Below are 23,466 nucleotides of genomic sequence, written 5' to 3' on the forward strand. Positions count from 1 at the left end.
CCCACCATCGGGGGCGACCGGTCAGGAGGTGTCGGTCAGCCCGGTCGGACGGCACCGGAGTACGGCATCGAGTTCACCGGGGCGGTGGTCACGCCACTGCCGGGGTTGGCCGCGTGCACGATCATCCCGTTGCCGATGTACATGCCGACGTGGCTGACCGGGCTGTAGTAGAACACCAGGTCGCCGGGCTGCAGCGCGGACTGCGAGACCGGGGTGCCGGAGCCCATCTGCGCGCTCGAGGAGTGCGGGAGACCGACGCCGGCCTGGCCCCAGGCCATCATCGTCAGACCCGAGCAGTCGAAGGCGCTCGGGCCGGCGGCGCCGTAGACGTAGGCGTCGCCGACCTGGGAGAGGGCGTAGCTGACGGCTGCGCCCGCCCGGCCGGAGGCCGCGACGTGGGTGACCGGGGCGGCCGAGGCCGTCGTGCTGCGCTGGGCAGAGCGGCTCGCGGCGGCGGCGCGGTCCTTGAGGCGCCCGAGGAGACCCTTGGCCTCGGCGGCCTTGGAGTCGATCTCGGCCTTCTCGTGGCCGAGCTCCTTCTTGGTGGCGGCGATCCGGTCGAGCTCGCGCTTGGCGGCGGCCTGGCGCATCTCGAGCTGCTTGGCCTGCACCGCGAAGTCGGCCATCATCTGGCTCTGCTGGTCGTTGTACTCCGAGACCGTGGTGAGCTGGTCCAAGAACGCGTCCGGGTCCTGGGAGAGCAGCACCTGGGTCGTCGAGGAGAGCGCCTGGCCCTGGTACTGCGAGACGACCGCGCTGGCGACCTGCTGGCGCACGTCGTCGACCTTGGTCTGCTGGCGGTCGAGGTCGGCCTGCAGGGCCGAGAGGCGGGTCTGCGCCTGCGTCATCTCGAGCCGGGCGTCGTTGTAGCGCTCCGAGGCCTGCTCGGCCTGCTGGTAGAGCTTGTCGACCCGGGACTGGACGGTGTCGATGTCCGGGTCGGCGTAGGTGGGGGCGGCGACCAGCATCGTGCCGCTCACAGCGGTGATGCACAGGGTCGCGAGAACACGGGCAGTGCGCTTCCGGCCGTCGGTCACGAGCGGACGGTCTCCTCTTTGTCTGACGCCTACCGGGTTAGCTGACGGGTGCGGGCGGCAAAGAAACCCGTCGCGCGCGCGGACCGGACTGCGTCCGTGCGGTGAGCGATTAACCCCAGGAACATGGTTCCCCGGCTCCGGACTACGGCCTCCCCCGGCCTTCGTCTGGACTCAACGCGGCGCCTGAGTCGACCCGGACTGGTCGGCTGTGACAGGCGCCTGAGGAGCAAGGCTAAGCGGGGCGGCACCCCAGGAGCAAACTCTTCGGGACAATCTGGGGTGTGTCTGTGACCGTTTCCGGGCAGTTCATCCCCCTCCTGTCACACATGTCACATCCGTCCCTGCCGTCTCAGGCCTGAAGGGGGTCAGGCCGACGCGACGTCGGGGCCGTCGAGCGCCGACACCATCCGCAGCGGCGGCACCAGGCCGGAGCCGGCGAGCACGTCGAGGGCCCGCTGCTCGTCCTCGTCGAACCCGAGCTCGGGCGGCGGCCCGAGCAGGACGGTGACCACGCAGTCGTGGCAGGCCAGTCCGCGCACCACGCAGGTGTCGCAGTCGATGTGCACGCTCATCGGTCCTCCCGGGGAAGTCGGGCACGTGAGGTCACGTGCAGGGAGAACCTCTCAGCAGCCGCCGACAGTTTCCTCAGGAGCGCGCGAGCAGCCGGGTCAGCGCACCCGCGGCCGCGGCCCGGGCACCGGCCCGCACCACGTCGCGGACCACCGCGTTGTCGCTGGAGACCACGACGACCGGGCGCCCCTTCGGCTCGGCCGCCACCAGCTCGCGGATCACGTCGTCGGCGATCACCCCGGCCCGGCTGTAGAGCACCCGCACCCCGCGGGGTCGGTTCACCACCGGTCGGTCCGTCGAGTCGGCGGCGTCGAACACGACGGTCACCTCGGCGCCGCTGCGCGCGACCAGCGGGGCCACCCCGGCCAGCAGCCGGTCGCGCTGCCGCTCCAGGGACAGCTCGGGCCAGGCAGCCTTGGTGACGTTGTAGCCGTCCACCACCAGGTGCACCCGCGGCAGCGTCAGCAGCTGCTCCAGCAGGACCGGGTCGTCGGAGGCCAGCGAGCCGTGCCCGGAGGTAGTGCGGGTGCCGTGCTCGGCGACGTGCGCCTCGACGGAGTCGGCGGGCGAGCCCTCCACCGGCGGCAGCGCCAGCTCCCGGCGCAGTCCTTGCGCGGTCTCCAGCAGCGTGTCGAGCAGCAGCCGCGCCCGCAGCGCCTCCGACCCGCGCTCGGCGCGCTCGCTGCGACGTACGGCGGCCAGGTCGCGCTCGAGCTCCTCCACCCGGGCCCGCACCCGGCGCAGGTCGGCGTCGTGCCGGGCCGACGCGGCGGCCGCCGCGGCGCGCGCGGCGACGGCCGCCGCCTCCGCGGCGGCGGAGGCCGTCTCGGCGGACCGGGCACGGGCCCGGGCGTCGCCGAGCTTGTGCCGCAGGTCGGCGTTCTCCGACTTGAGCTCGGCGACCTGGTCGCGCTGCCGGGCGCGGGCCTCCTTGAGGCTCTCGGTGAGCGTCTCGACCTGCCGGCGGAGCTGGTCGGCCCGCCGAGCCGCCTGTCGGTCGGCGGCACCGGTGTCCTCGGCCAGGGAGGCCTCCCCGGAGGCGGCGACCAGCCCCGCCCAGCCGTCGGGCCGCAGGAGGTAGGCGACGGCAGCCAGGTCGACCGGGTCCGCGGCCGAGGGCGGCGTCCCCGCGTCCAGCGCGCCCGCCAGGTCGGGCACCTGGGCCCGCACGTCGGCGGCGACGTGCTCGCGGAAGCCCTCGTCGGTGGCGAGCACGCTGGCGATCTGGGTCGCCGCCAGCCGGGCCCGGCGCGCGGGCGCGAAGGCGGCCACCCGGGTCAGCGAGGACGGCACCTGGTCGGCGGGCATCCGGCCCAGCGAGTCCGCGGCCAGCGCCACCACCCGGGCGCGGACCCGGTCGGGAAGGGGCCGGTCGAGCCCGGGGACCGCGGGGTCGGGCTCGAGCGCCTCGGCACCGGTCACGGCGTGGACGCGTCCGCTTCCGCCCGGGAGACGAGCTCGACCGCGTCGGAGCGCCCGCACCAGCGGCAGGTCACCGTGGAAACGTCCTCCTCGTCGGTGGTCGTCTCCTCGACCCGGTGCTCGCCCGCCAGGTCGAAGTGCCAGAACTCCGTCGTACGACGGGTCCGGGTGACGTCGAACCGGGTGAGGTTGCCGCAGCCCCCGCAGCGCCAGCGGGTGTGCGCGTCGGGCAGGGAAGCCGCCATGCCGTGGTTCCCCTTTCGCTCGGGAGGGTCCTGCGGTGGTCGGGCTCCAGGGTATGCCGCGTGGCTCGCGGAAATGGTCGGTGGCCGCATCTAGCGTCACCCCCATGAGCCAGACAGCCACGACGCCGCCCGACGGCCGGGCGCGGTGGGAGTCGCAGCGCAGCTTCGACGAGCTCGGCCGCAACCTCCGCGACGTGACGTTCTGCGTGGTCGACCTGGAGACGACCGGCGGGTCCGCGGCGGCCGGGTCGATGATCACCGAGGTCGGCGCCGTCAAGGTCCGGGGCGGCGAGGTGCTCGGCGAGTTCCAGACCCTGGTCAACCCGCACCTCGCGATCCCGCCGTTCATCGCCGTGCTGACCGGCATCACCGACTCGATGGTGGCCGGCGCGCCGCGGATCGAGCAGGTGCTCCCCCAGTTCCTGGAGTTCGCCCAGGGCTGCGTGCTCGTCGCCCACAACGCGCCGTTCGACGTGGGCTTCCTGCGGCACTTCGCGGAGCAGCAGGGCCGGCCCTGGCCGCGCTTCGAGGTCCTCGACACCGCCAAGCTCGCGCGCCGGGTGGTCACCCGCGACGAGGCCCCCAACTGCAAGCTCAGCTCCCTCGCGGTGCTGTTCGGTGCGGGCACGACCCCGAACCACCGAGCGCTCTCCGACGCGCGCGCCACCGTCGACGTGCTGCACGGGCTGATGGGCCGGCTCGGCAACCTCGGCGTGCACACCCTCGAGGAGCTCCAGACGTTCAGCGCCCGGGTGACCTCCGCCCAGCGTCGCAAGCGGCACCTTGCGGAGCCGCTGCCGCACGCCCCGGGGGTCTACCTCTTCGAGGACGACCGGGGGCGGGTGCTCTACATCGGCACCAGCCGCGACCTGCGGACCCGGGTGCGCACCTACTTCACCGCCTCGGAGACCCGGACCCGGATGGGCGAGATGGTCGGCCTGGCGGCGAGCGTGCGGGGCATCGAGTGCGCGACCCCGCTCGAGGCCGAGGTCCGCGAGCTCCGGCTGATCGCCCAGCACAAGCCCCGTTACAACCGCCGCTCGCGCTTCCCCGAGCGGGTGCACTGGGTCAAGCTGACCCGGGAGCCGTGGCCCCGGCTGTCCCTGGTCCGGCACGTGCTCGACGACGACGCCGACTACGTCGGCCCCTACTCCTCCAAGCGGGCTGCGGAGCGGTCCGTCGCGGCCCTGCACGAGGCGTTCCCGATCCGGCAGTGCGGCGGCCGGATGCCCAAGGTCCCCGCGCTGAGCGCCTGCGCGCTGGCCGAGATGGGCAAGTGCCTGTCGCCGTGCAACGGCAGCGTCGCCCCCACCGAGTACGCCGCCGTCGTGGACCGCCTGCGCGACACCCTGCTGGCCGGCTCGGAGCCGGTCGTCGCCTCGGTCTCGGTCCGGATGACGGCGCTCGCCGAGGACCAGCGGTTCGAGGACGCCGGGTCCTGGCGCGACCGGCTGGTGTCGTTCCTGCGCGGCGCCGCCCGCACCCAGCGGCTGCGGGCGCTGACCGGCTGCGAGGAGCTCGTCGCGGCCCGGCGCGAGAGCACCGGCTGGGCCGTCCACGTGGTCCGGCACGGCCGGCTGGTCGCCGCCGGGGTCATCCCCTCCGGCGTGCAGGCCGGCACCTGGGTGGACCAGCTCCGGGCGTCCGCGGAGACCGTGGTCGCCGGTCCCGGTCCCACCCCGGCCGCCACCGCCGAGGAGACCGAGAAGATCCTGCGCTGGCTGGAGTCCGACGGGGTCCGGCTGGTGCACGTCGTGGGCGAGTGGACCTGCCCGGTCGGCGGCGCGACCAAGCATCTGCGCGTGCACGACGCGGTCGAGTCCTCCCGCGCCTCGGTCGCCCCGTTCGACGACCCTCGCGGACTGCGTCCCGAGCACCGGCCGGTCCGCTAGCGTGGTCGCATGATCACCGCCATCGTCTTCGTCAAGGCCGACGTCGCCCGGATCCCCGAGGTGGCCGAGCAGATCGCGGCCCTGGACGGCGTCAGCGAGGTCTACTCGGTGACCGGTCAGATCGACCTGATCACGCTGGTCCGGGTGCGCAACCACGACGACGTGGCGTCCGTCGTCGCCGACCGGCTCAACAAGGTCCCCGGCGTCACGGCGACCGAGACGCACATCGCGTTCCGGGCCTACTCCCGGCACGACCTCGAGTCCGCGTTCTCCCTCGGCCTGGACTGACCGGCCGTGCGTCCGGCGACGCCGGCGGCCCCGACGACCCGGGCGCGCCCGACGACCCCGCCGTCCGCCCGCCGCCGCACCTGGCAGGTGCCGGCCCTCCTGCTGCTCGGCACGCTCCTGGTCCAGGCGGCCTGGATCCTCGCCCTGCCTCCCTTCCGCGGCACCGACGAGTTCGACCACGCCTACCGCGCCGCCTCCGTCGCCCGGGGTGAGTGGCGGCTGCCGACGCAGGCCGCCGAGCACGGCCGTGGCGGTCTGGTCACCGTTCCCCGAGGGCTGGTCGAGGCGGCCTCCCCGGTGTGCTCGAGCTACCTCTACACCGGCCACGACAACTGTTACCCGGTCGCGGAGGCCGGCCACGGGAACGTCGAGGTGGCGACGTCCGCGGGGTCGTACAACCCGGCGTTCTACTGGGTCATCGGCACGGCCGCCCGCCCCTTCGACGGCGCCCCCGCGCTGTACGCCATGCGGATCGCGAACGCCCTGCTGTGCGCCGCCTTCGTCGCGCTCGCCGGCTGGGCCACCGCTCTCTGGGCGCGGACCGTGTGGCCGTTGCTCTCCGTGGCGGTGGCGATCACGCCCGTGGTGTTCTTCAGCCTCTCCGTGGCCGCACCGAACGGACTCGAGATGGCAGCGGCGCTGAGCCTCTGGACGGCGCTGCTGGGGATCGTCCGGACCGGTGACGACGATCCCGTGCGAGCCCGGCTGCTCCTGGTGGCGCTGGTCGCCGGGGTGGTGCTCGCACCGCTGCGCCTGCTGGGGCCGCTGTGGCTCGCCCTGACCGCGCTCGCCTTCCTCTGCGCCCTCGGGGTCGGACGCTTCGGCTCCCTGCTCCGGAACCACCGACGGCTCGCACCGGCGCTGGTCCTCGCCTGGGGTGCGTCCGTCACGGTGGCGCTCTGGTGGACGAGCTTCGGGGGGGATCAGCGTGGAGAAGGCCCCGGTCTCCGAGACCGGCGCGCCCGTCGGCACCGACGCCTCCACGCTGGGGCAGGTCCCGCTCTGGTTCTTCCAGGGCGTCGCGGCGTTCCCACGACGGATGGACTCCGCCCCGGCGGTCGTCTACGTGACGGTCGGGCTGGTGACCCTCGGGCTGATCGGTGTCGGCCTGGCCACCGCGACCAGGCGGCTCCGGGTCACCACGGTGCTCGTGCTCGCGGTGGCGGTGCTGGTGCCGGTCGCCGTGACGGAGGCGACCGTCGGCACGGGCGGCCCGTTGTGGCAGGGGCGCTACGGCCTGCCGTTCCACATCGGGGTGGTCCTGCTCGCCGGGCTGGCCCTCGAGCGGCGGGCGCACTGGCACCATCTGGCGCCGGTGCTGCTGCTGGTGGCCGGGGTCTGCCTGGCGGTCGGACAGGTGGTCTCCCCGGTCCAGGTGCTCCGGCACGAGCTGGCCACCAGCCCGCTGCGGGACTCCGCCTCCTGGGTGCACCTGTCGGTGTGGTGCGTCGGGCTCCTCGTGCTGGCCGGACTCGCGTGCTACGCCTGTGCGCTGGCCACCTGGCGCCGTACGACGACCGTCGGCGGCGTGGCCGGCTCCGGACCGGTCAGACCGCGGAGCTGACCGCCACCCAGCGCTCGAGCAGGGCCTGCGCCCCGCCGGAGTCCAGGGCGTCCACAGCCCGGGCGATCCCGGCGGCGAGCCGCTCCTCGGGATCACCGGGCTCCGCGGCGTGCACCGCCAGCGCCGCCCCGGTGTTCAGCACCACCGCGTCGCGCACCGGGCCGGGCTCGCCGGCCACCAGCCGTCGCACGACCTCGGCGTTGTGGGCGGCGTCCCCGCCACGCAGTCCCGCCGCCGTGCCGCCGCCCAGGCCGAACCGGTCGGGGTCCACGGTGAACCGCCGGACCTCTCCGCCCTCGACCGCCCAGACCTTCGAGGTCGTGGTGGTGGTCAGCTCGTCGAGCCCGTCGTCGCCCCGGAACACCCACGCGTCGACGCCGCGCCGGGCGAACACCCCGGCCATCAGCGGCGCCTTGCTCTCGTCGGCACAGCCGATCGCCTGCGCCTCGGGCTTGGCGGGGTGCGCCAGCGGGCCGAGCAGGTTGAACGTGGTGGCCACGCCCAGCTCGCGGCGGGCGCTCGCGGCGTGCCGCATGGCCGGGTGGAACGCGGAGGAGAAGCAGAACGTGATGCCGGCCCGCTCCCCCACCCGGGCGACCGCCTCGGCGGGCAGGTCGAGCCGGATGCCGAGCGCCTCCAGCACGTCGGCCGAGCCGGCCTGGGAGGAGGCCGAGCGGTTGCCGTGCTTGACCACCGGCACGCCCGCCCCGGCGGCCACGATCGCCGACATCGTGGAGATGTTCACCGACATCGAGCGGTCCCCGCCGGTGCCGACCACGTCGAGCACCCGGCCGGTCACCACGAACGGCGTGGCGTGCTCGTACATCGCGGCGACCAGGCCCTCGAGCTCGTCGATGGTCTCGCCCTTGGACCGCAGCGCCACCGCGAAGCCGGCGATCTGCACCGGGGTGGCGGCGCCGACGAGGATCTCCCCCATCGCCCACGCGGCCTGGTCCGCGGTCAGGTCGCGGCCGGCGATCAGCGCGGAGAGCACCTCGGGCCACGAGTGGGGTGCGGTCATCGGGTTCTCCTCGCAGGGCGTACGTCGATCAGCGGACCGACCCACCCGGCCGGGTCGAGGTCAGCGGGTCGCCGGGACCCGCGGGGCGAGCAGGTGCGCGACGGCCTCCGCCAGCTGCAGCGGGTCGATCGGTTGCGGCACGGCGCCGTCGGCCCGGGACCAGGTCGCCAGCCACGCGTCCTGCGGGCGGCCGGTCAGCACCAGGATCGGCGGGCACCGGTAGATCTCGTCCTTCAGCTGCTTGGCGATGCCCATCCCGCCGGCGGGCACGGCCTCACCGTCGAGGATCGCCAGGTCGACCGTCCCGGAGTCCATCTGCTGGAGCACGACGGGCAGCGTCGCCACCTCGACGTACTCCGCCTCGGGGAGGTCGGGGTGCGGGCGGCGCCCCAGGGCCAGGATCACCTGGGAGCGGGTGTGGGCGTCGTCGCTGTAGACGAGGATCTTGAGCGGCGCGGCGGCGGAGGCGTTCGTCACGCGGGTGACTCTACCGGGACGGGTCGCGGCGGGTGGCCTGCGCCTCGAGTCGGTCGAGCCGGCGGTCCTCGCGCACCGCCTCCCGCATGGACGAGCGCACCCACTGGGTGAACAGCACGCCGAGGAAGACCAGGCCCACGAGGTCCCCGGAGGCCCACAGGATGCCGCCGGCGACGTGCTGGTCGGCGGCCGGGTCCGGCAGCCAGGCCATCGGCAGGGCGTCGTACCAGGAGCCGCCGATCAGGGTGTCCTGACCCATGATCGTCACGCCCAGGAAGGCGTGGAACGGCAGCGTGAGCACGATCAGCAGCAGCCGGAACGGGTAGCCGACCCGGCCGGGCACCGGGTCCAGGCCGACGAGCGGCCAGAAGAACAGCGACCCGACGAGCACCAGGTGCAGGTGCATCGCCTCGTGCACGAACGTCGAGTGCAGGGACGCGTCGTACCAGCCGGAGAAGTACAGCGCCCACGGGCTGATCACGAAGAGCAGGAAGGTCAGCGGCGCGAAGGACAGCACCAGGGCCACCCGGGAGTGCAGCACCGCCAGCAACCAGCGGCGGGGCCGCGGCGGCAGGGTGCGCAGCATCAGCGTCACCGGCGCCCCGAGCGCGAGGAACAGCGGCACCATCATCGACAGCACCATGTGCTGGACCATGTGCACCGAGAGCAGGGTCGTGTCGTAGGTCCCGAGGCCCGAGGACGTCGCGAAGAACAGCGCCCCGAGCCCGACCACCACGAAGCTCACGGTCCGCATCACGGCCCAGTGCACGCCGCGCTCGTGGAGCACCCACACCCCGACCAGGTAGAGCCCCGCCGCCCACACCGTGAGCACGGTCAGCACGGGGTCCAGGGTCCACGCGGTGAAGACCCGTTCGAAGTTGAAGGGGGGCAGTTCCGCCAGGGAACCGGCCTCGGAGAGCACGACCACGAGGTCCAGCGTAGGAGTGTGAAGAAGCCGACCCGGAAACAGAGGGGGTCGGGGTGGCACGTGAGGGACGAGCAGACATAATGAGCCCGTGGCCTCAACAGCATCCGCGATACCCGCGTCCCGCCTGCACGGACACCACGACCGGCCGAGCATGGTCAGCGTGGGCACGATCGTCTGGCTCTCCAGCGAGCTGATGTTCTTCGCAGCTCTCTTCGCGAGCTACTTCACGATCCGCGCGGTCTCCCCCGATGTCTGGGCACAGCAGACCGAGCGGCTCAACGTGCCGTTCGCGTCCATCAACACCACGGTGCTGGTGCTGTCGTCCCTCACCTGCCAGCTCGGCGTCTTCGCCGCGGAGCGCGGGCAGGTCGGCCGCACCGGCGGGCTGCTGTCGGTCAAGGGCTGGGGCCTGCGCGAGTGGTTCGTGCTGACCTACGTCATGGGCGCCTTCTTCATCGGCGGCCAGGCGCTGGAGTACACCGCGCTGATCCACGAGGGCACCACCATCCCCAACTCGGCGTACGGGTCGGTCTTCTACCTCACCACCGGCTTCCACGGCCTGCACGTCACCGGCGGACTGATCGCCTTCCTGCTGGTCCTGGGCCGCACCTACATGGCCAAGAAGTTCACTCACGAGCAAGCCGTCAGCGCCATCGTCGTGTCGTACTACTGGCACTTCGTCGACGTCGTCTGGATCGGCCTGTTCGCGACGATCTACCTGATCCAGTAGCTGCACCCGCACCAGGCAACGACCAGGGACAGAACAAAGGACACCCAGTGCGATTCCTCTCCGCCCGCCTCTCCAGCAAGCGCCGCAGCCCCTTCGCCGGGCTCGTCGTGCTGGTGATGGGCCTGCTGATCACCGGCGGTCTCTACGCCGTCCTCTCCCCCGCCTCCGCCCAGACCAGCGAGGCCGACCAGTCGACCGTGTCGCAGGGCAAGGCGCTGTTCCTCGTGGGCTGCGCCTCCTGCCACGGCAAGAACGGCGAGGGCATCGTCACCAAGCGCGGCACGCAGTACGGCCCGCCGCTGGCCGGTGTGGGCGCCGCCGCCGTCGACTTCCAGGTCGGCACCGGCCGGATGCCGATGGCGCGTCCCGGCGTCCAGGCGCAGCGCAAGAAGGTCGTCTACACCCCCGAGGAGATCACCGCCCTGGCGGCGTACGTCGCCTCGCTGGGCCCCGGCCCGGCCATCCCGGACAAGTCGGCCTACGACCCGACCGGTGCGAGCAACGCCGACGTCGTGCGCGGCGGACAGTTCTTCAAGACCAACTGCACCGCCTGCCACAACTTCGCTGCCTCCGGCGGCGCCCTGCCGGGCGGCAAGTTCGCGCCGAGCCTCAAGGGCGTCAGCGACAAGCACATCTACGAGGCGATGCTGACCGGCCCGCAGCAGATGCCGGTGTTCTCCAACGGCGTCGTCACCCCCGACGAGAAGCGGCAGATCATCGCCTACCTGAACAGCATCGAGAACGACCCGAAGTACGGCGGCGCCTCGCTCGGCGCCCTCGGCCCCGTGAGCGAGGGCCTCACCGCCTGGCTCGTCGGGATCGGCGCCCTCGTCGGGTTCGCCGTCTGGATCGCGTCGCACTCCGTGCGGTCGAAGAAGGGAGTCAAGGCGTGAGCAGCCACGACCACGAGGGCATCCCGGGCAACGAGCACGCCGTGAGCACCACGGCGTCCTCCACCCCGGCCGTCCGCGAGGAGCACGCCGACCCGATCGCCGACCCGGGCCTGCACGAGCACCAGCCGCGCCCCACCGACGTCGACGAGAAGGCCGAGAAGCGCGCCGAGCGCCAGATCGCGACGCTGTTCGGGCTGTCCGCGCTGTTCGCGGTGCTGTTCGTCGTCTCCTACTTCGTCTTCCACATCGGCGAGGACCCGACGATCATCGCCGGGTACGGCGCCTCGAACGTCGCGCTCGGCGTCTGCCTCGGCATGTCGCTGCTGCTGATCGGCATCGCGGCCATCCAGTGGGCCCGCAAGCTGATGAGCGACGTCGAGATCGTCGAGATGCGGCACCCCGCCGCGTCCAGCGACGAGGACCGCGCCGACGCGATCACTGCCCTCAACCAGGGCATCGACGACTCCGGCATCGCCCGGCGTCCGCTGATCCGCAACTCCATGCTCGGCGCGCTCGGCATGCTCGGCCTGCCGACCATCGTGCTGCTGCGCGACCTGGGTCCGGCTCCGGGCGACAAGCTCGCGCACACGGTGTGGGCCAAGGGCATGCGGGTGGTCAACGACGTCGCCGGCACCCCGATCAAGCCCGAGGAGGTCGAGATCGGCCAGCTGATCAACGGCGAGCCGGCGGTCTTCTACGAGGAGGTCGACGGCGAGCCCAAGTTCGAGGGCGTCACCCTCCAGCAGGCCAAGGCCAAGGCGGCGGTCATCCTCGTGCGCATGAAGCCCAGCGACATCACTCCGGCCCCCGGCCGTGAGAACTGGGGCGTCGAGGGGATCCTGTGCTACTCCAAGATCTGCACCCACGTCGGGTGCCCGATCTCGCTGTGGGAGCAGCAGACACATCACCTGCTCTGTCCCTGTCACCAGTCGACCTTCGACCTGGCTGACAACGCAAAGGTGATCTTCGGCCCGGCTGCCCGGCCCCTGCCTCAGCTTCCGCTGAAGGTGGACTCTGAGGGCTACCTCGTCGCGCAGCACGACTTCGACGAGCCGGTCGGCCCCAGCTACTGGGAACGTGGGTGACAAGGATGAGCACAGCGACCACCAACGGCAAGACGGCGGCCACGCCCTCGAAGCCGAGCAAGGTGGCGGGCGTCGCCACCTGGATGGACGAGCGGGTCGGCCTGGCCGGCCTCGCGAAGAAGCAGGTCCGGAAGGTCTTCCCCGACCACTGGTCCTTCATGCTCGGCGAGATCGCTCTGTGGAGCTTCGTCGTGCTGCTGCTGACCGGCACCTTCCTCACGCTCTGGTTCAAGCCGAGCATGGGCGAGGTCGTCTACAACGGCTCCTACGACCAGCTCCGGGGCGTGTCGATGTCGGAGGCCTACGCCTCCACGATCGACATCTCCTTCGACGTCCGTGGCGGCCTGCTCATGCGGCAGATGCACCACTGGGCCGCGATGCTCTTCGTCGCCTCGATGCTCGTGCACCTCATGCGGGTGTTCTTCACCGGCGCCTTCCGCAAGCCCCGTGAGCTCAACTGGGTGATCGGCTGCCTGCTGCTGATGCTCGGCACGCTCGAGGGCTTCACCGGCTACTCGCTGCCCGACGACCTGCTCTCGGGCACCGGCATCCGGGCCGCAGACGGCTTCGTGAAGTCGATCCCGGTGGTCGGCACCTACGTCTCGTTCTTCCTGTTCGACGGCGAGTTCCCGGGTGACGCGATCATCTCGCGGCTGTACACCGTGCACGTGCTGCTGATCCCCGGGGTGCTGCTGGCGCTGATCGGCGCGCACATGCTGCTGCTGGTGTTCCACAAGCACACCCAGTGGCCCGGGCCCGGTCGCACCAACGACAACGTGGTCGGCTACCCGCTGCTCCCCGTCTACACCGCCAAGGCCGGTGGCTTCTTCTTCATCGTCTTCGGCGTGACGGCGCTGCTGGGTGGTCTGGCGACGCTGAACCCGGTGTGGCGCTTCGGTCCCTACGACCCCTCCCAGGTCACCGCGGGCTCCCAGCCCGACTGGTACATGGGCTGGCCGGACGGCGCGCTGCGGATCTTCCCGGGCATCGAGACGCACCTGTGGGGCTTCACGCTGAGCTGGAACGTCTTCCTGCCGATCATCGTGCTCCCCGGCGTGATGTTCACGATCCTGCTGATGCTGCCGTTCCTGGAGTCCTGGATCACCGGGGACAAGCGCGAGCACCACCTGCTCCAGCGCCCGCGCAACGCTCCGAACCGGACCGCGACCATGGTCGCCCTCATGACGTTCTACGGCATCCTCTGGGGCGCCGGCGGCAACGACATCCTGGCGATCAAGTTCCACCTGAACCTCAACGCGATCACCTACTTCAACCGGGTGGCCGTGTTCGTGGGACCGGTGCTGGCGTTCTGGATCACCCGCCGCTGGTGCATCTCCCTCCAGCGCGCCGACCAGAACCGGTTGCTGCACGGCTACGAGACCGGCGTGCTGATGCGCTCCCCCGAGGGTGCGTACGCCGAGAAGCACCTGCCGATCTCCAGCGACGAGGCCTACACGCTCACCGCCCGGGACCGCGACGTCGTGGTGCCGATGCCGAGCGAGGCCGACGAGAACGGTGTCGCCAACCGCAAGGTCCGGGCCATGCGGCTGCGCTCGCGGCTGTCGAGGTTCTGGGTGGGCAGCAACATCCAGAAGCCGACCCGCGAGGAGCTCGAGGAGGCCCGGCACCACGCCGAGCACGAGCTGGCCGTCCACGAGGACGGGCACCAGCACCTCACCGGCGGCGACTACGAGGGTGACTACGAGCTCGACGGCCAGCCCGCCGACGGTCACCAGTTCGACGGCCGGCACGGCATCGAGGGCGAGGAGCTCCGCAAGCACTGAGCGGATCCTCTCCGGTCCTCGACGAGGCCCCGTCCCCCTCCGGGTGGGCGGGGCCTCGTCGCGTCCGGGTGGTTGCCCCTGCCGACGCCAGAGGGCGCCGGCGCGGTCAGGGGCGTCCCGAGACGCGAAGCGCCGTACGGCAGGCGTACCAGAGCAACGCAACCAGGAGGAGGTTTCGAGCCACCAGCACCACGAGTGCTGCGGCTCCCCCCCTCACGACCCACGTGCACCAGCGCCGCGTAGAGCCACGGGTACAACCCGTGTGACAGCAGGGCGACCATGATCAGGGCTCCTGTCCAGCGGGCCAGAGCACGTCGGGTGGGTCCGACGACGGCGAGACCGGCGATCGCGGTGGGCAGCAGCCACAGCAGGTACTGGGGGCTCAGCACCTTGCTCGTGCAGAGAAAGCCAGCTGTTGCGGCCAGGCTCGCCCAGACCAGCGCGTCGATGGAGCCCGCGCGTCCGGTCCTGGCCAGCCGGGTCCACAGCACCGCGAGGAAGACCAGCAACCCCACGGTCAGGATCGTGGAGAGTCCGAGCAGCGCCGGGACACCCGGACCGGTGATCTCGTAGGACTTGGAGGGGGAGAAACGCACCTGGTACGACGCCGGGTCGAGGTGTCGGGCCAACATCACCGGGGTCGCGGCGACTGACTCGACCTGCAACCCCCGGTCCGCCTGGTACGCCAGAGGCGACCACACGCGGGAGGCGCCGGCCGCCACCAGGGTCACGAGAACTGTCGCGGCTCCTGCGCCGACAAGCACCAGCAGGGACCCCGTGCGTCGACTGGACCGTGCCAGCAGGGGTGGGACGAGTAGGACCGGCCACAGCTTGATACAGGCCGCCAGCGCGAGCAGGAGTGCGGCCAACCGCGACCGACCGGCCGCGACCAGCACGACCATTCCGACGAGCACACCGGGGATCAGGTCGAACCGCACGTAGCTCAGACCGCCCAGGGCCGGGAGCGCCACGAGCCAGGCAGCGACGGCGGTACGCCGCTGTGGCAGCGCCTGGCGTTGCAGCAGCGCCGTGAAGGCCGCGTCGACCGCGAGCAGCACGACGACGAAGAGGAATCCGTAGGACCAAGGCGCGTGCAACACCAGCGAGAGACGCCAGGGCAGGGCAACCACGGCGACGGCCGGGAGCGGGTACTCCGGCATCGTCCGCACCAGTCCGACCTCGCCCAGGTGGCGCAGGCTTGCCGAGAAGTAGCCCACGTCGCCGAGGACGTCCCGCTCGGGGCCGAAGATCAGGGCCAGCGCGGCGACGCGGGTCAGCATCCAGACCAGCGCCAACCTGGCACTCGACGTCCATGGCGCCGCACTCACGTCAGCACCCGACACCTGCACTCCCCCATGATCCGGCGTCCGCCGCTGACTGTCAGCGGAACCGGGCATCGGGACGGGCCTGGACCGGCCCGGGTCAGCTCAGGGCCGAGCCCTGCTTCCAGGCGGAGAACGAGTCGTTCCAGTCTCCGTAGCCGTTGTCGAGCGTCATCGGCCGGTCGGTGCCGGTGTACTCCACGACGTCCCCGCGCTTGCTGATGTCGTAGATCCACTTCGCGTTCGCGGTGCTCATGCCGGTGCAGCCGTGGCTCACGTTGGAGTTGCCCTGCGAGGCCACGGACCACGGGGCGGCGTGCAGGAACTCGCCGCTGTAGGTGACCCGCATGGCGTACTCGACGTCGTCGATGTCGTAGGCGTCCGGGCTGTTGCGGTTGATCCCGACGGTCTCGGAGTTCATCCGCTTGTGCCGGAACTTCTCGATGATCACCTTGACGCCGGAGCGGGTGGTGAACCCGGGCTTGCCGGTGGTGATCGGGATGGTCCTGGCGAGCTTGCCGTTGACGAAGGTCTTCATCTCGTGGGTCTGCGCGTTGACCTTGCTGATCACCGCGTCACCGACGTGGAAGGTCGAGGTGCGGCTGAGCTGGCCGTAGATGCCGTTGCCGGCCGGGATGCTGTTCACGTCGGCGGTGACGGTCACGTCCGTGCCGGGCTTCCAGTACGTCGCCGGGCGCCAGTGCACCTCGGAGTCGCTGATCCAGTGCCAGGCACCCTTCTGGTTCGAGGTGTTGGTCACGCTGAGGTGCTTCTCGATCGCCGACTTGTCGCTCACCGGCACGTCGAAGTGCACGATCACCGGCATGCCCACGCCCACGGTCTCGCCGGCGAGCGGCACGAAGCTCGGGTAGGTCTGCTGGGCGAGCGACAGCGCCTCGGTGCGGAACGAGGAGTCGTCCGTGGCCTTCAGGCCGTCGGCGTCCACCGCGGTCGCGGCCACGCGGTAGCGGGTGCCCGGCTCGAGGCGCTGGGTCGAGGTCCAGGTGGTCTTGTCGCCCGAGAGCTCGCCGGCGAGCTGCTTGCCGCCGGCCCTGACGGCCACCTGGTCGAACGTGCCGTCCCGGGCGGTGAGCGTGACGACCTTGTCCACCTTGACGCCGACCTTGCCGACGTTGCTGGTCACGGTCGCGGCGGACTCGGCCGGCGCCGTCGACGACGGGGCCGCAGCGGAAGGTTCTCCCGAGGGGCCGTCGGCGGACGGCGATGCCTGGTCGGCGGAGGTGGCCGTGCAGCCCGCGGCGAGCACGGACACGGCGAGCAGACCGGCCAGCGCGGCAGCCTGACGGCGTGACCGGGAGCGCAGGACGCCACCGAGACGATCGGACATGGGTTCCCCTCGAGATGCGGATGTTCCCCCCTCAGGGTAACAACCGACCCCCACCAGGACCGACTCCGCACCCGGTGGCCACCGTCACGTTGTGGTCACGTCCTGCACCGTGAACCGCCCTCAACCGGGCAAACCGGAACGCCCGCCGGTGACCCGGCGGGCGTCCTCGGGTCAGTGCGCGTGCTCGCCGACGTAGTACTCGTAGATCCAGCCGCACAGGGCCAGGGACCCGAGGCCGATGCCCATGATGAACAGCCACCAGGCGCCCATGGCGACGGCGAACACGCACAGGGCGAGCGTCGCGCCGGCCCACAACGGCCACCAGCTGTACGGCGGGAAGAACCCCAGCTCGCCGGCGCCGTCGGCGATCTCGGCGTCCTGACGGTCCTCGGGCCGCGGCTCCATCTTGGAGGCGTGCACGCCGAGGTACACCGTCACCAGCAGCGTGAGCAGGAACGTCATGGTCAGCGCCGAGGTGCCCGTCGGGTCACCGGTGATGAACCAGTAGGCCGGCGCGACCAGCACGAAGAACACGGTGCAGATCCCGAAGATCCAGGTCTCGGCCTTCATCGGTCGGTGCCCTCCGTGTCGATGGGGTGTCCCAGCTGTTCCTCGATGTGCGCCTGGCGGCCGCCCACGGACGGCGCGTCGATCAGGTCCTGCTCGTCACCGAGCGCGTCGTTCTCGGCCATCTCCATCGCCGCGACCTCGGGGTGGTGCAGGTCGAAGGCCGGCGACTCGGAGCGGATCCGCGGGATCGAGGTGAAGTTGTGCCGCGGCGGCGGGCTCGAGGTGGCCCACTCCAGCGAGCGGCCCCAGCCCCACGGGTCGTCGATGCCGACCGGCTCGGTCTTCGAGGACTTGTAGACGTTCAGCAGGAACGGCAGCGTCGAGGCGCCGAGCAGGAACGACCCGATCGTGGAGATCTGGTTGAGCGTCGTGAAGCCGTCGGAGGCGAGGTAGTCGGCGTACCGGCGCGGCATGCCCTCCACTCCCAGCCAGTGCTGGACCAGGAACGTGGTGTGGAAGCCCACGAACAGCAGCCAGAAGTGCACCTTGCCGAGACGCTCGTCGAGCATCTTGCCGGTCATCTTCGGCCACCAGAAGTAGAAGCCGGCGAACATCGCGAACACCACGGTGCCGAAGACGACGTAGTGGAAGTGCGCGACCACGAAGTAGGAGTCCGAGACGTGGAAGTCCAGGGGCGGGCTGGCCAGGATGATGCCGGTCAGGCCGCCGAACAGGAACGTCACGAGGAACCCGACCGACCACAGCATCGGGGTGTCGAAGGACAGAGATCCCCCCCACATCGTGCCGATCCAGTTGAAGAACTTCACGCCCGTCGGTACGGCGATCAGGAACGTCATGCCGGAGAAGAACGGCAGGTCGACCGCGCCGGTCACGAACATGTGGTGCGCCCACACGGCGACGGACAGCACGGCGATGCTGACGGTGGCGGCGACCAGCCCGACGTAGCCGAACACCGGCTTGCGGCTGAACACCGGCAGGATCTCGGTGATGATCCCGAAGAACGGCAGCGCGATGATGTACACCTCGGGGTGCCCGAAGAACCAGAACAGGTGCTGCCACAGGATCGGTCCGCCGTTCGCGGCGTCGAAGATGTGCGCCCCGAACTGACGATCGGCCTCCAGGGACAGCAGCGCGCCGGCCAGGATCGGGAACGCGATCAGCACGAGCAGGCTGGTGACCAGCGTGTTCCACACGAAGATCGGCATCCGGAACATCGTCATGCCGGGCGCGCGCATGCAGATGATCGTGGTGATGAAGTTGACCGCTCCGAGGATCGTGCCCAGACCGGCCATCCACAGGCCCATGATCCAGAGGTCACCCCCGACGCCGGGGCTGCGCACCGCGTCGGACAGCGGGGTGTAGCCCGTCCAGCCGAAGTCGGCGGCGCCCTGCGGGGTCAGGAAGCCGGACCCGGCGATGATCCCGCCGAACAGGAACAGCCAGTAGCTGAACATGTTCAGCCGCGGGAACGCGACGTCGGGCGAGCCGATCTGCAGCGGCATGATCACGTTGGCGAAGCCGAAGAACAGCGGCGTCGCGAACAGCAGCAGCATGATCGTGCCGTGCATCGTGAACAGCTGGTTGTAGAGCTCGTCGTTGACGACCTGCTGGCCGGGGAACGCGAGCTCGGAGCGGATCAGCATCGCCATCAGGCCGGCGATGAGGAACCAGGCGAACGACGTACCGAGGTAGAGCTTTCCGATCACCTTGTGGTCGGTGGTGGTGATGACCTTGACGATCTGCTGACCCAGCGTGTTCTGCTTCGTGGCGCTGGTGCTCTGGAACTGAGCACCCTCGGCTGTCGCGGTCACTGGCCCGCTCCTGTCGACTGGTCGTTGTCCTGGACTTCGTTCTGGAGGCCGCTCTGCTGGCCGACCTCGGAGCCACCCAGCGCCGGACCGATGTTGCCCTGCTTCTTGAGGTCCGCGAGGTGGGCGGCGTACGCGTCCTCGCTCACGACCTTGACGTCGAAGAGCATCCGGGAGTGGTAGACGCCGCACAGCTCGGCGCAGCGGCCCACGAACGTGCCCTCCCGCGTCGGCGTGAAGCTGAAGTGGTTCTGCCGACCGGGGATCACGTCCATCTTGAACAGGAACGCCGGGACCCAGAACGAGTGGATGACGTCCGGCGAGCGCAGCTGGATCTCCACGCGCTTGTTCACCGGCAGGTACAGCGTCGGCCGGTCGGCGGTGGTGCCGCCCTCGTAGACCGTCGTGGACCCGTCGAGGGCGGCGTCCTTGTCGTAGTTGAACGTCCAGGACCACTGCTGGCCCACGACCGTGACGGTGTGGTCGGCGTTGCCGGTCTCGCTCGCGTCGGCCAGCACGTCGTTCTGGACGGTCACGGTGAAGAAGAAGAAGACCAGGACCATCACGACCGGCGCGACCGTGTAGAGGATCTCGATCGGCAGGTTGTAGCGGGTCTGGATCGGGATCTCGTCGTCACGGCGGCGGCGGAACTTCACGCACGCGTAGCCGATCAGCCCCCACACCAGGACGCCGACGATCATCGCGGCGAGCCAGGAGCCCATCCAGAGTCCGTGGATCCCGGCGGTGCGGTCGGTGACGCCCTCGGGCTGTGCGAGCCGCTTGATCGAGTCCGTCTCCGCGGCGGAGCACGACCCGAGCAGCAGCATGCCCGCCGAGCCCAGAGCGATCAGGCCGGCGCTGCGCACGCGCGGGGGGAGTTGCAGACTCAAGATCAGAGCCTCTCTGTCCAAGAAGCGGGTCAGGGGGAACGTTACTACTGACGCGACAGCGTTCTGCGGGTAGGTGGGGCGGTAGTTTCACGGTGTGACAAATGCGACGGGCTCCCCCGGCTCGCCCGGCCCCGCGGCAGGGGGGGCCCGCGACCTCCACGTATCTCGACACGGTGTCCACCGAGGCGCTGCACCCGGCTGCCCGGGAGACCCTGCTGAGCGCCCTGGACCGGGGCTGGGCGGACCCGCTGCGGCTGCACGGCGCCGGCCGCGAGGCCCGGCTGCTGCTCGACAACGCCCGCGAGGTCGTGGCCGCCCTGCTGGGTTCCCGGCCGGACGAGGTCAGCTTCACCTCCTCGGGCACGGCGGCCGTGCACCTCGGCGTGCTGGGCCTGCTGCTGGGCCGCCGGCGGGTCTCCCCCCGTCTGGTGCACACCGCTGTGGAGCACTCCGCCGTGCTGTCGGCGGGCGCGTGGTGGGCCCGGCACTTCTCCGGTACGGCGGACGGGGTGCCCGTGGACGCGCAGGGGCACGTGCGGCTCGACGCCCTGGACGACGCCCTCGCGCAGGGGGCCGGCGTGGCCGCCGTACAGGTGGCGAACCCGGAGGTCGGCACGCTGCAGCCCTGGCCGGAGGTCGCCCGGACGGCCGCACGGCACGACGTGCCGGTGTTCGCCGACGCCTGCGCGGCCGCCGGGCGGGTCGACCTGCCCGACGGGTGGGCCGCGGCCGCCGCGTCGGCCCACAAGTGGGGCGGCCCGGCGGGCGTCGGCGTGCTGCTGGTGCGCAAGGGCGCGAGGTGGCGGGCGCCGTTCCCCACCGACGACCGCACCGACGCCCGGGTGGCCGGCTTCGAGAACGTCCCGGCCGCGCTGGCCGCGGCCGCCGCGCTGCAGGCCGTCGTCGCCGAGCGCACCGTGGTGGCCGCCCGCCAGCACGCGCTCGTCGACCGGCTCCGGGCCGCCCTGCACGCGGTGCAGGACGTGGACGTCGTCGGCGACCCGGCGGCCCGGCTGCCGCACGTGCTGACCTTCTCCTGCCTGTACGTCGACGGGGAGTCCCTGGTCACCGAGCTGGACCGGCGCGGGTTCGCGGTCGCGTCGGGGTCGGCGTGCACCGCGAGCAGCCTCGAGCCGTCGCACGTGCTGGCCGCCATGGGCGCACTCACCCACGGCAACGTGCGGGTCTCGCTGACCCGCGACACGACCGAGGCGGACGTCGACCGGCTGGTGGCCACCCTGCCTGATGTCCTCGCGCAGCTGCGGCCCTGAGAGGATCCGCCCATGGACGCCGACGTGGAGCTCGACTGCCGGGGCATGCTGTGCCCGCTGCCGATCATCCGGCTGGCCAACAACCTGGGTGACATCGCCGTCGGCGCGACGATGGCGGTGGTGGCCGAGGACCCGGCCGCCCGCCCGGACGTCGCGGCCTGGTGCCGGATGCGCGGCCAGGAGTACCTCGGCGAGGACCTCGCCGAGGACGGGGTCCCCCGCTTCGTGGTCCGGCGGCTGCGGTGACCCACGTCGTCTACAACTCCTTCAACGGACGGTTCTCCGACAACCCCCGGGCGATCTTCGAGCGGCTCCGCGACCGGCCCGGGTTCGAGCACACCTGGCTGATGGACCCCGCGCACGCCGCCGCGTTCCCCGCGGGCGTGCGGACCGTGCGGATCGACGGACCCGGGGCGCGGCACGCCCTGGAGGACGCCGACCTGGTCGTCGCCGGCACGCACACCGAGGTCGACTGGACCAAGTCACCCGGGACGACGTACCTGCAGACCTGGCACGGCACGCCGCTCAAGCGGATCCACTACGACGTGCTGCTGGTGCCCCCGGGGCGGCTGGACTACCTGGACCTGGACGTCGCCCGCTGGGACGTGCTGCTCTCGCCGAACCCGGCGAGCACCCCGCGGCTGCGCAAGGCGTTCGGCTTCGACGGCCCGGTCTGGGAGACCGGTTACCCCCGCAACGACCTGCTGCTCGCCCCGGAGGCCGCCGTCACCCGGGACGCGGTGCGCCGCGGGCTGGGCCTCGACGACGACGAGACCGCGGTGCTGTACGCCCCGACCTGGCGCGACGACGAGAAGTTCGACGAGAGCGTGCCCGTGGTGCCGATGCACCTCCAGCTGGGGGCGCTGGCCCGGAGGCTCGACGAGGCCGGCGGCCGGCACCGGGTGCTGGCGCGGCTGCACAACCTGATGACCGACCGCTCCCGCGCCGAGGAGGCGCCGGGTGTGGTCGACGTGTCGTTCTACCGGGACGTCAGCGAGCTCTACCTCGCGGCCGACGTGCTGGTCACCGACTACTCCTCGGTGATGTTCGACTTCGCCCTCACCGGCCGGCCGATCGTCTACTACGCCTACGACCTCGACCGGTTCCGCGACGAGATCCGCGGGTTCTACTTCGACCTGCTCCCCCAGGCCCCCGGCCCGGTGGCCCGCACCGAGGACGAGCTGGTCGAGGCGCTCACGCACCTGGACCCCGCCGCGTTCGCCGGGCGCTACGCGACCTTCCGCGCGACGTACGGCGGCCTGGAGGACGGGCACGCCACCGACCGGGTCCTGGAACGGCTCGGCCTGGCCGGGCCGCTCGAGGACGCGGCGGTCAGGGGCGCGGGGTCCTGACGTGCGCGGCGATCTCGGCGGCGGCCTCGTCGCCGTAGGCGTCCGCGAACCGCTGCACGAACTGCTGCTGGTGCAGGGTGTACTCCTGGGTGCCGACCTTCTCGACCACGTAGACGGCCAGCAGGCAGCCGAGCTGGGCGGCCCGCTCGAGCGAGAGGTCCCACTCCAGGGCGGCCAGGAAGCCGGCACGGAACGCGTCGCCGACGCCGGTGGGCTCGACCTTCTCGATCTCCGGCACCGCGGCGACCAGGATCGGCTCCTCGCCCTGGCGCTCGACCCGGACGCCAGCGGCGCCGAGGGTGACCACCTGGGTGCCGACGCGCGAGAGGACCTCCTCGGGGGTCCAGCCGGTCTTCTTCTGGATCAGCGCCGACTCGTACTCGTTGCTGAACAGGATCGCGGCGCCGTCGATGAGCTCCTTGATCATCTCGCCGTCGCCGAACGCGAGCTGCTGGCTCGGGTCGGCGATGAACGGGTAGCCCCGCTTGCGGCACTCGTCGGTGTGCCGCAGCATCCCCTCGGGGTCGTTGGGGCCGATCAGCACGTACGTCGCCCCGCCGACCCGGTCCACGATCGGGGTGAGCTCGATGTCGCGGGCCTCGCTCATCGCGCCGGCGTAGAACGACGCGATCTGCGCCATCGTCGAGTCGTTGGTGCACACGAACCGGGCGGTGTGCCGGGACTGCGAGACGTGCACGGAGTCGCAGTCGACGTTGTGCCGCACCAGCCAGGAGCGGTAGTCCACGAAGTCCTCGCCGACGGCGCCGACCAGGACCGGGCGCAGGCCCAGGTTGCCCAGGCCGAACGCGATGTTCGCGGCGCAGCCCCCGCGGCGCACCTCGAGGTCGTCGACGAGGAACGACAGGGCGATCTTGTCGAGCTGGTCGACGACGAGCGAGTCGGCGAACTTGCCGGGGAACGACATCAGGTGGTCGGTGGCGATGGAGCCGGTCACGAGCAACGACACGGGAGCGTCCTCAAAGGGGTCTGGAGTTAAATCGGCGACAG

At 71.4% G+C, this 23,466-nt stretch carries 23 protein-coding genes, 1 pseudogene and 1 riboswitch; of the genes and pseudogenes, 11 read left to right on the top strand and 13 right to left on the bottom strand.

The window, feature by feature from the left end; genetic code table 11:
• Positions 1-35 precede the first annotated feature (35 nt).
• From KRR39_RS12180 to KRR39_RS12195, 4 genes are all read right to left on the bottom strand, one after another.
• Positions 36-1,037: a C40 family peptidase gene (locus KRR39_RS12180; RefSeq protein WP_254185095.1), complete on the bottom strand. Its 1,002-nt coding sequence runs from the start codon at positions 1,035-1,037 to the stop codon at positions 36-38.
• A gap of 11 nt (positions 1,038-1,048) precedes the next feature.
• A riboswitch (cyclic di-AMP (ydaO/yuaA leader) is annotated at positions 1,049-1,197 on the bottom strand.
• A 205-nt stretch (positions 1,198-1,402) separates the two neighbouring features.
• The gene (locus tag KRR39_RS12185) at positions 1,403-1,609 is read right to left on the bottom strand and encodes a hypothetical protein (protein ID WP_216937246.1); all 207 of its coding nucleotides are present in this window, start codon (positions 1,607-1,609) and stop codon (positions 1,403-1,405) included.
• A 73-nt stretch (positions 1,610-1,682) separates the two neighbouring features.
• Positions 1,683-3,029: an NYN domain-containing protein gene (locus KRR39_RS12190; protein ID WP_254185096.1), complete on the bottom strand. Its 1,347-nt coding sequence runs from the start codon at positions 3,027-3,029 to the stop codon at positions 1,683-1,685.
• The gene (locus KRR39_RS12195; RefSeq protein WP_216937248.1) at positions 3,026-3,274 is read right to left on the bottom strand and encodes a hypothetical protein; all 249 of its coding nucleotides are present in this window, start codon (positions 3,272-3,274) and stop codon (positions 3,026-3,028) included. Before KRR39_RS12195 ends, KRR39_RS12190 begins: the two co-directional genes overlap by 4 nt.
• A 104-nt stretch (positions 3,275-3,378) precedes the next feature.
• Between KRR39_RS12195 and KRR39_RS12200 the strand changes: the two genes are divergently transcribed.
• From KRR39_RS12200 to KRR39_RS12215, 4 genes and pseudogenes are all read left to right on the top strand, one after another.
• Positions 3,379-5,166 (top strand): DEDD exonuclease domain-containing protein, encoded by a 1,788-nt coding sequence (locus KRR39_RS12200; RefSeq protein WP_216937250.1) that lies wholly within the window; start codon positions 3,379-3,381, stop codon positions 5,164-5,166.
• 9 nt (positions 5,167-5,175) lie between these two features.
• Positions 5,176-5,454 carry an Lrp/AsnC family transcriptional regulator gene (locus tag KRR39_RS12205; RefSeq protein ID WP_216937252.1) on the top strand — a complete coding sequence of 93 codons (279 nt, stop codon included), beginning with the start codon at positions 5,176-5,178 and terminating at the stop codon, positions 5,452-5,454.
• A gap of 87 nt (positions 5,455-5,541) precedes the next feature.
• Positions 5,542-6,351 (top strand): annotated as a pseudogene (locus KRR39_RS26110) (DUF2142 domain-containing protein); the annotation flags it as partial.
• Positions 6,352-6,382: 31 nt separating this feature from the next.
• A complete protein-coding gene (locus KRR39_RS12215; RefSeq protein ID WP_216937254.1) occupies positions 6,383-7,018 on the top strand; it encodes a hypothetical protein in 636 nt (211 codons plus the stop codon).
• Here KRR39_RS12215 and trpD read toward each other — a convergent pair.
• The 3 genes from trpD to KRR39_RS12230 are packed head-to-tail and all read right to left on the bottom strand — an operon-like array spanning position 7,002 to position 9,444.
• Positions 7,002-8,039, bottom strand: a complete 1,038-nt coding sequence (gene trpD / locus KRR39_RS12220; protein ID WP_216937255.1) for an anthranilate phosphoribosyltransferase — start codon at positions 8,037-8,039, stop codon at positions 7,002-7,004. The genes KRR39_RS12215 and trpD overlap by 17 nt on opposite strands.
• A 60-nt stretch (positions 8,040-8,099) precedes the next feature.
• Positions 8,100-8,516, bottom strand: a complete 417-nt coding sequence (locus tag KRR39_RS12225; RefSeq protein ID WP_216937257.1) for an Rv3143 family two-component system response regulator — start codon at positions 8,514-8,516, stop codon at positions 8,100-8,102.
• A 10-nt stretch (positions 8,517-8,526) separates the two neighbouring features.
• The gene (locus tag KRR39_RS12230) at positions 8,527-9,444 is read right to left on the bottom strand and encodes a cytochrome c oxidase assembly protein (protein ID WP_254185097.1); all 918 of its coding nucleotides are present in this window, start codon (positions 9,442-9,444) and stop codon (positions 8,527-8,529) included.
• An 88-nt stretch (positions 9,445-9,532) separates the two neighbouring features.
• On the opposite strand from KRR39_RS12230, the gene ctaE reads away from it, so the two are divergent.
• The 4 genes from ctaE to qcrB are packed head-to-tail and all read left to right on the top strand — an operon-like array spanning position 9,533 to position 13,936.
• Entirely contained in the window at positions 9,533-10,174 is a 642-nt protein-coding gene (gene ctaE, locus KRR39_RS12235) for an aa3-type cytochrome oxidase subunit III (RefSeq protein ID WP_216937259.1), read from the top strand.
• Positions 10,175-10,221: 47 nt separating this feature from the next.
• A complete protein-coding gene (qcrC, locus tag KRR39_RS12240) occupies positions 10,222-11,067 on the top strand; it encodes a cytochrome bc1 complex diheme cytochrome c subunit (protein WP_254185098.1) in 846 nt (281 codons plus the stop codon).
• Positions 11,064-12,152, top strand: a complete 1,089-nt coding sequence (gene qcrA / locus KRR39_RS12245; RefSeq protein WP_367303664.1) for a cytochrome bc1 complex Rieske iron-sulfur subunit — start codon at positions 11,064-11,066, stop codon at positions 12,150-12,152. The genes qcrC and qcrA overlap by 4 nt, the downstream gene beginning before the upstream one ends.
• Before the next feature lie 5 nt (positions 12,153-12,157).
• Complete coding sequence (qcrB, locus tag KRR39_RS12250; protein WP_216937261.1) at positions 12,158-13,936, top strand: cytochrome bc1 complex cytochrome b subunit; 1,779 nt, start codon at positions 12,158-12,160, stop codon at positions 13,934-13,936.
• Here the strand turns inward: qcrB and KRR39_RS12255 are convergent.
• The 5 genes from KRR39_RS12255 to ctaC all read right to left on the bottom strand — a co-directional run bounded on the left by KRR39_RS12255 (position 13,882) and on the right by ctaC (position 19,835).
• On the bottom strand, positions 13,882-15,231 hold the full coding sequence (locus tag KRR39_RS12255; protein WP_216937263.1) for a glycosyltransferase 87 family protein: 1,350 nt from the start codon (positions 15,229-15,231) through the stop codon (positions 13,882-13,884). The two genes, qcrB and KRR39_RS12255, sit on opposite strands and share 55 nt — an antisense overlap.
• 127 nt (positions 15,232-15,358) lie before the next feature.
• Complete coding sequence (locus KRR39_RS12260) at positions 15,359-16,606, bottom strand: L,D-transpeptidase (protein WP_216937264.1); 1,248 nt, start codon at positions 16,604-16,606, stop codon at positions 15,359-15,361.
• 171 nt (positions 16,607-16,777) lie between these two features.
• Complete coding sequence (locus tag KRR39_RS12265) at positions 16,778-17,176, bottom strand: cytochrome c oxidase subunit 4 (protein WP_216937266.1); 399 nt, start codon at positions 17,174-17,176, stop codon at positions 16,778-16,780.
• Positions 17,173-18,948: an aa3-type cytochrome oxidase subunit I gene (ctaD, locus tag KRR39_RS12270; protein ID WP_216937268.1), complete on the bottom strand. Its 1,776-nt coding sequence runs from the start codon at positions 18,946-18,948 to the stop codon at positions 17,173-17,175. The genes KRR39_RS12265 and ctaD overlap by 4 nt, the downstream gene beginning before the upstream one ends.
• Positions 18,945-19,835 (bottom strand): aa3-type cytochrome oxidase subunit II, encoded by an 891-nt coding sequence (gene ctaC / locus KRR39_RS12275; RefSeq protein WP_216937269.1) that lies wholly within the window; start codon positions 19,833-19,835, stop codon positions 18,945-18,947. Before ctaC ends, ctaD begins: the two co-directional genes overlap by 4 nt.
• A 173-nt stretch (positions 19,836-20,008) precedes the next feature.
• On the opposite strand from ctaC, the gene KRR39_RS12280 reads away from it, so the two are divergent.
• From KRR39_RS12280 to KRR39_RS12290, 3 genes are read left to right on the top strand one after another with little or no spacing between them, the layout of a single operon-like run.
• Positions 20,009-21,106, top strand: a complete 1,098-nt coding sequence (locus KRR39_RS12280; protein WP_254185099.1) for a cysteine desulfurase family protein — start codon at positions 20,009-20,011, stop codon at positions 21,104-21,106.
• 12 nt (positions 21,107-21,118) lie between these two features.
• Positions 21,119-21,352, top strand: a complete 234-nt coding sequence (locus KRR39_RS12285; RefSeq protein ID WP_216937273.1) for a sulfurtransferase TusA family protein — start codon at positions 21,119-21,121, stop codon at positions 21,350-21,352.
• Entirely contained in the window at positions 21,349-22,458 is a 1,110-nt protein-coding gene (locus KRR39_RS12290) for a CDP-glycerol glycerophosphotransferase family protein (protein ID WP_216937275.1), read from the top strand. The genes KRR39_RS12285 and KRR39_RS12290 overlap by 4 nt, the downstream gene beginning before the upstream one ends.
• On the opposite strand, the gene KRR39_RS12295 is transcribed toward KRR39_RS12290, so the two are convergent.
• Positions 22,439-23,425 (bottom strand): carbohydrate kinase family protein, encoded by a 987-nt coding sequence (locus KRR39_RS12295; RefSeq protein WP_216937277.1) that lies wholly within the window; start codon positions 23,423-23,425, stop codon positions 22,439-22,441. The genes KRR39_RS12290 and KRR39_RS12295 overlap by 20 nt on opposite strands.
• Positions 23,426-23,466: the final 41 nt, after the last annotated feature.

It is taken from the genome of Nocardioides panacis (assembly GCF_019039255.1).
Taxonomy (GTDB): Bacteria; Actinomycetota; Actinomycetes; order Propionibacteriales; family Nocardioidaceae; genus Nocardioides_B; species Nocardioides_B panacis.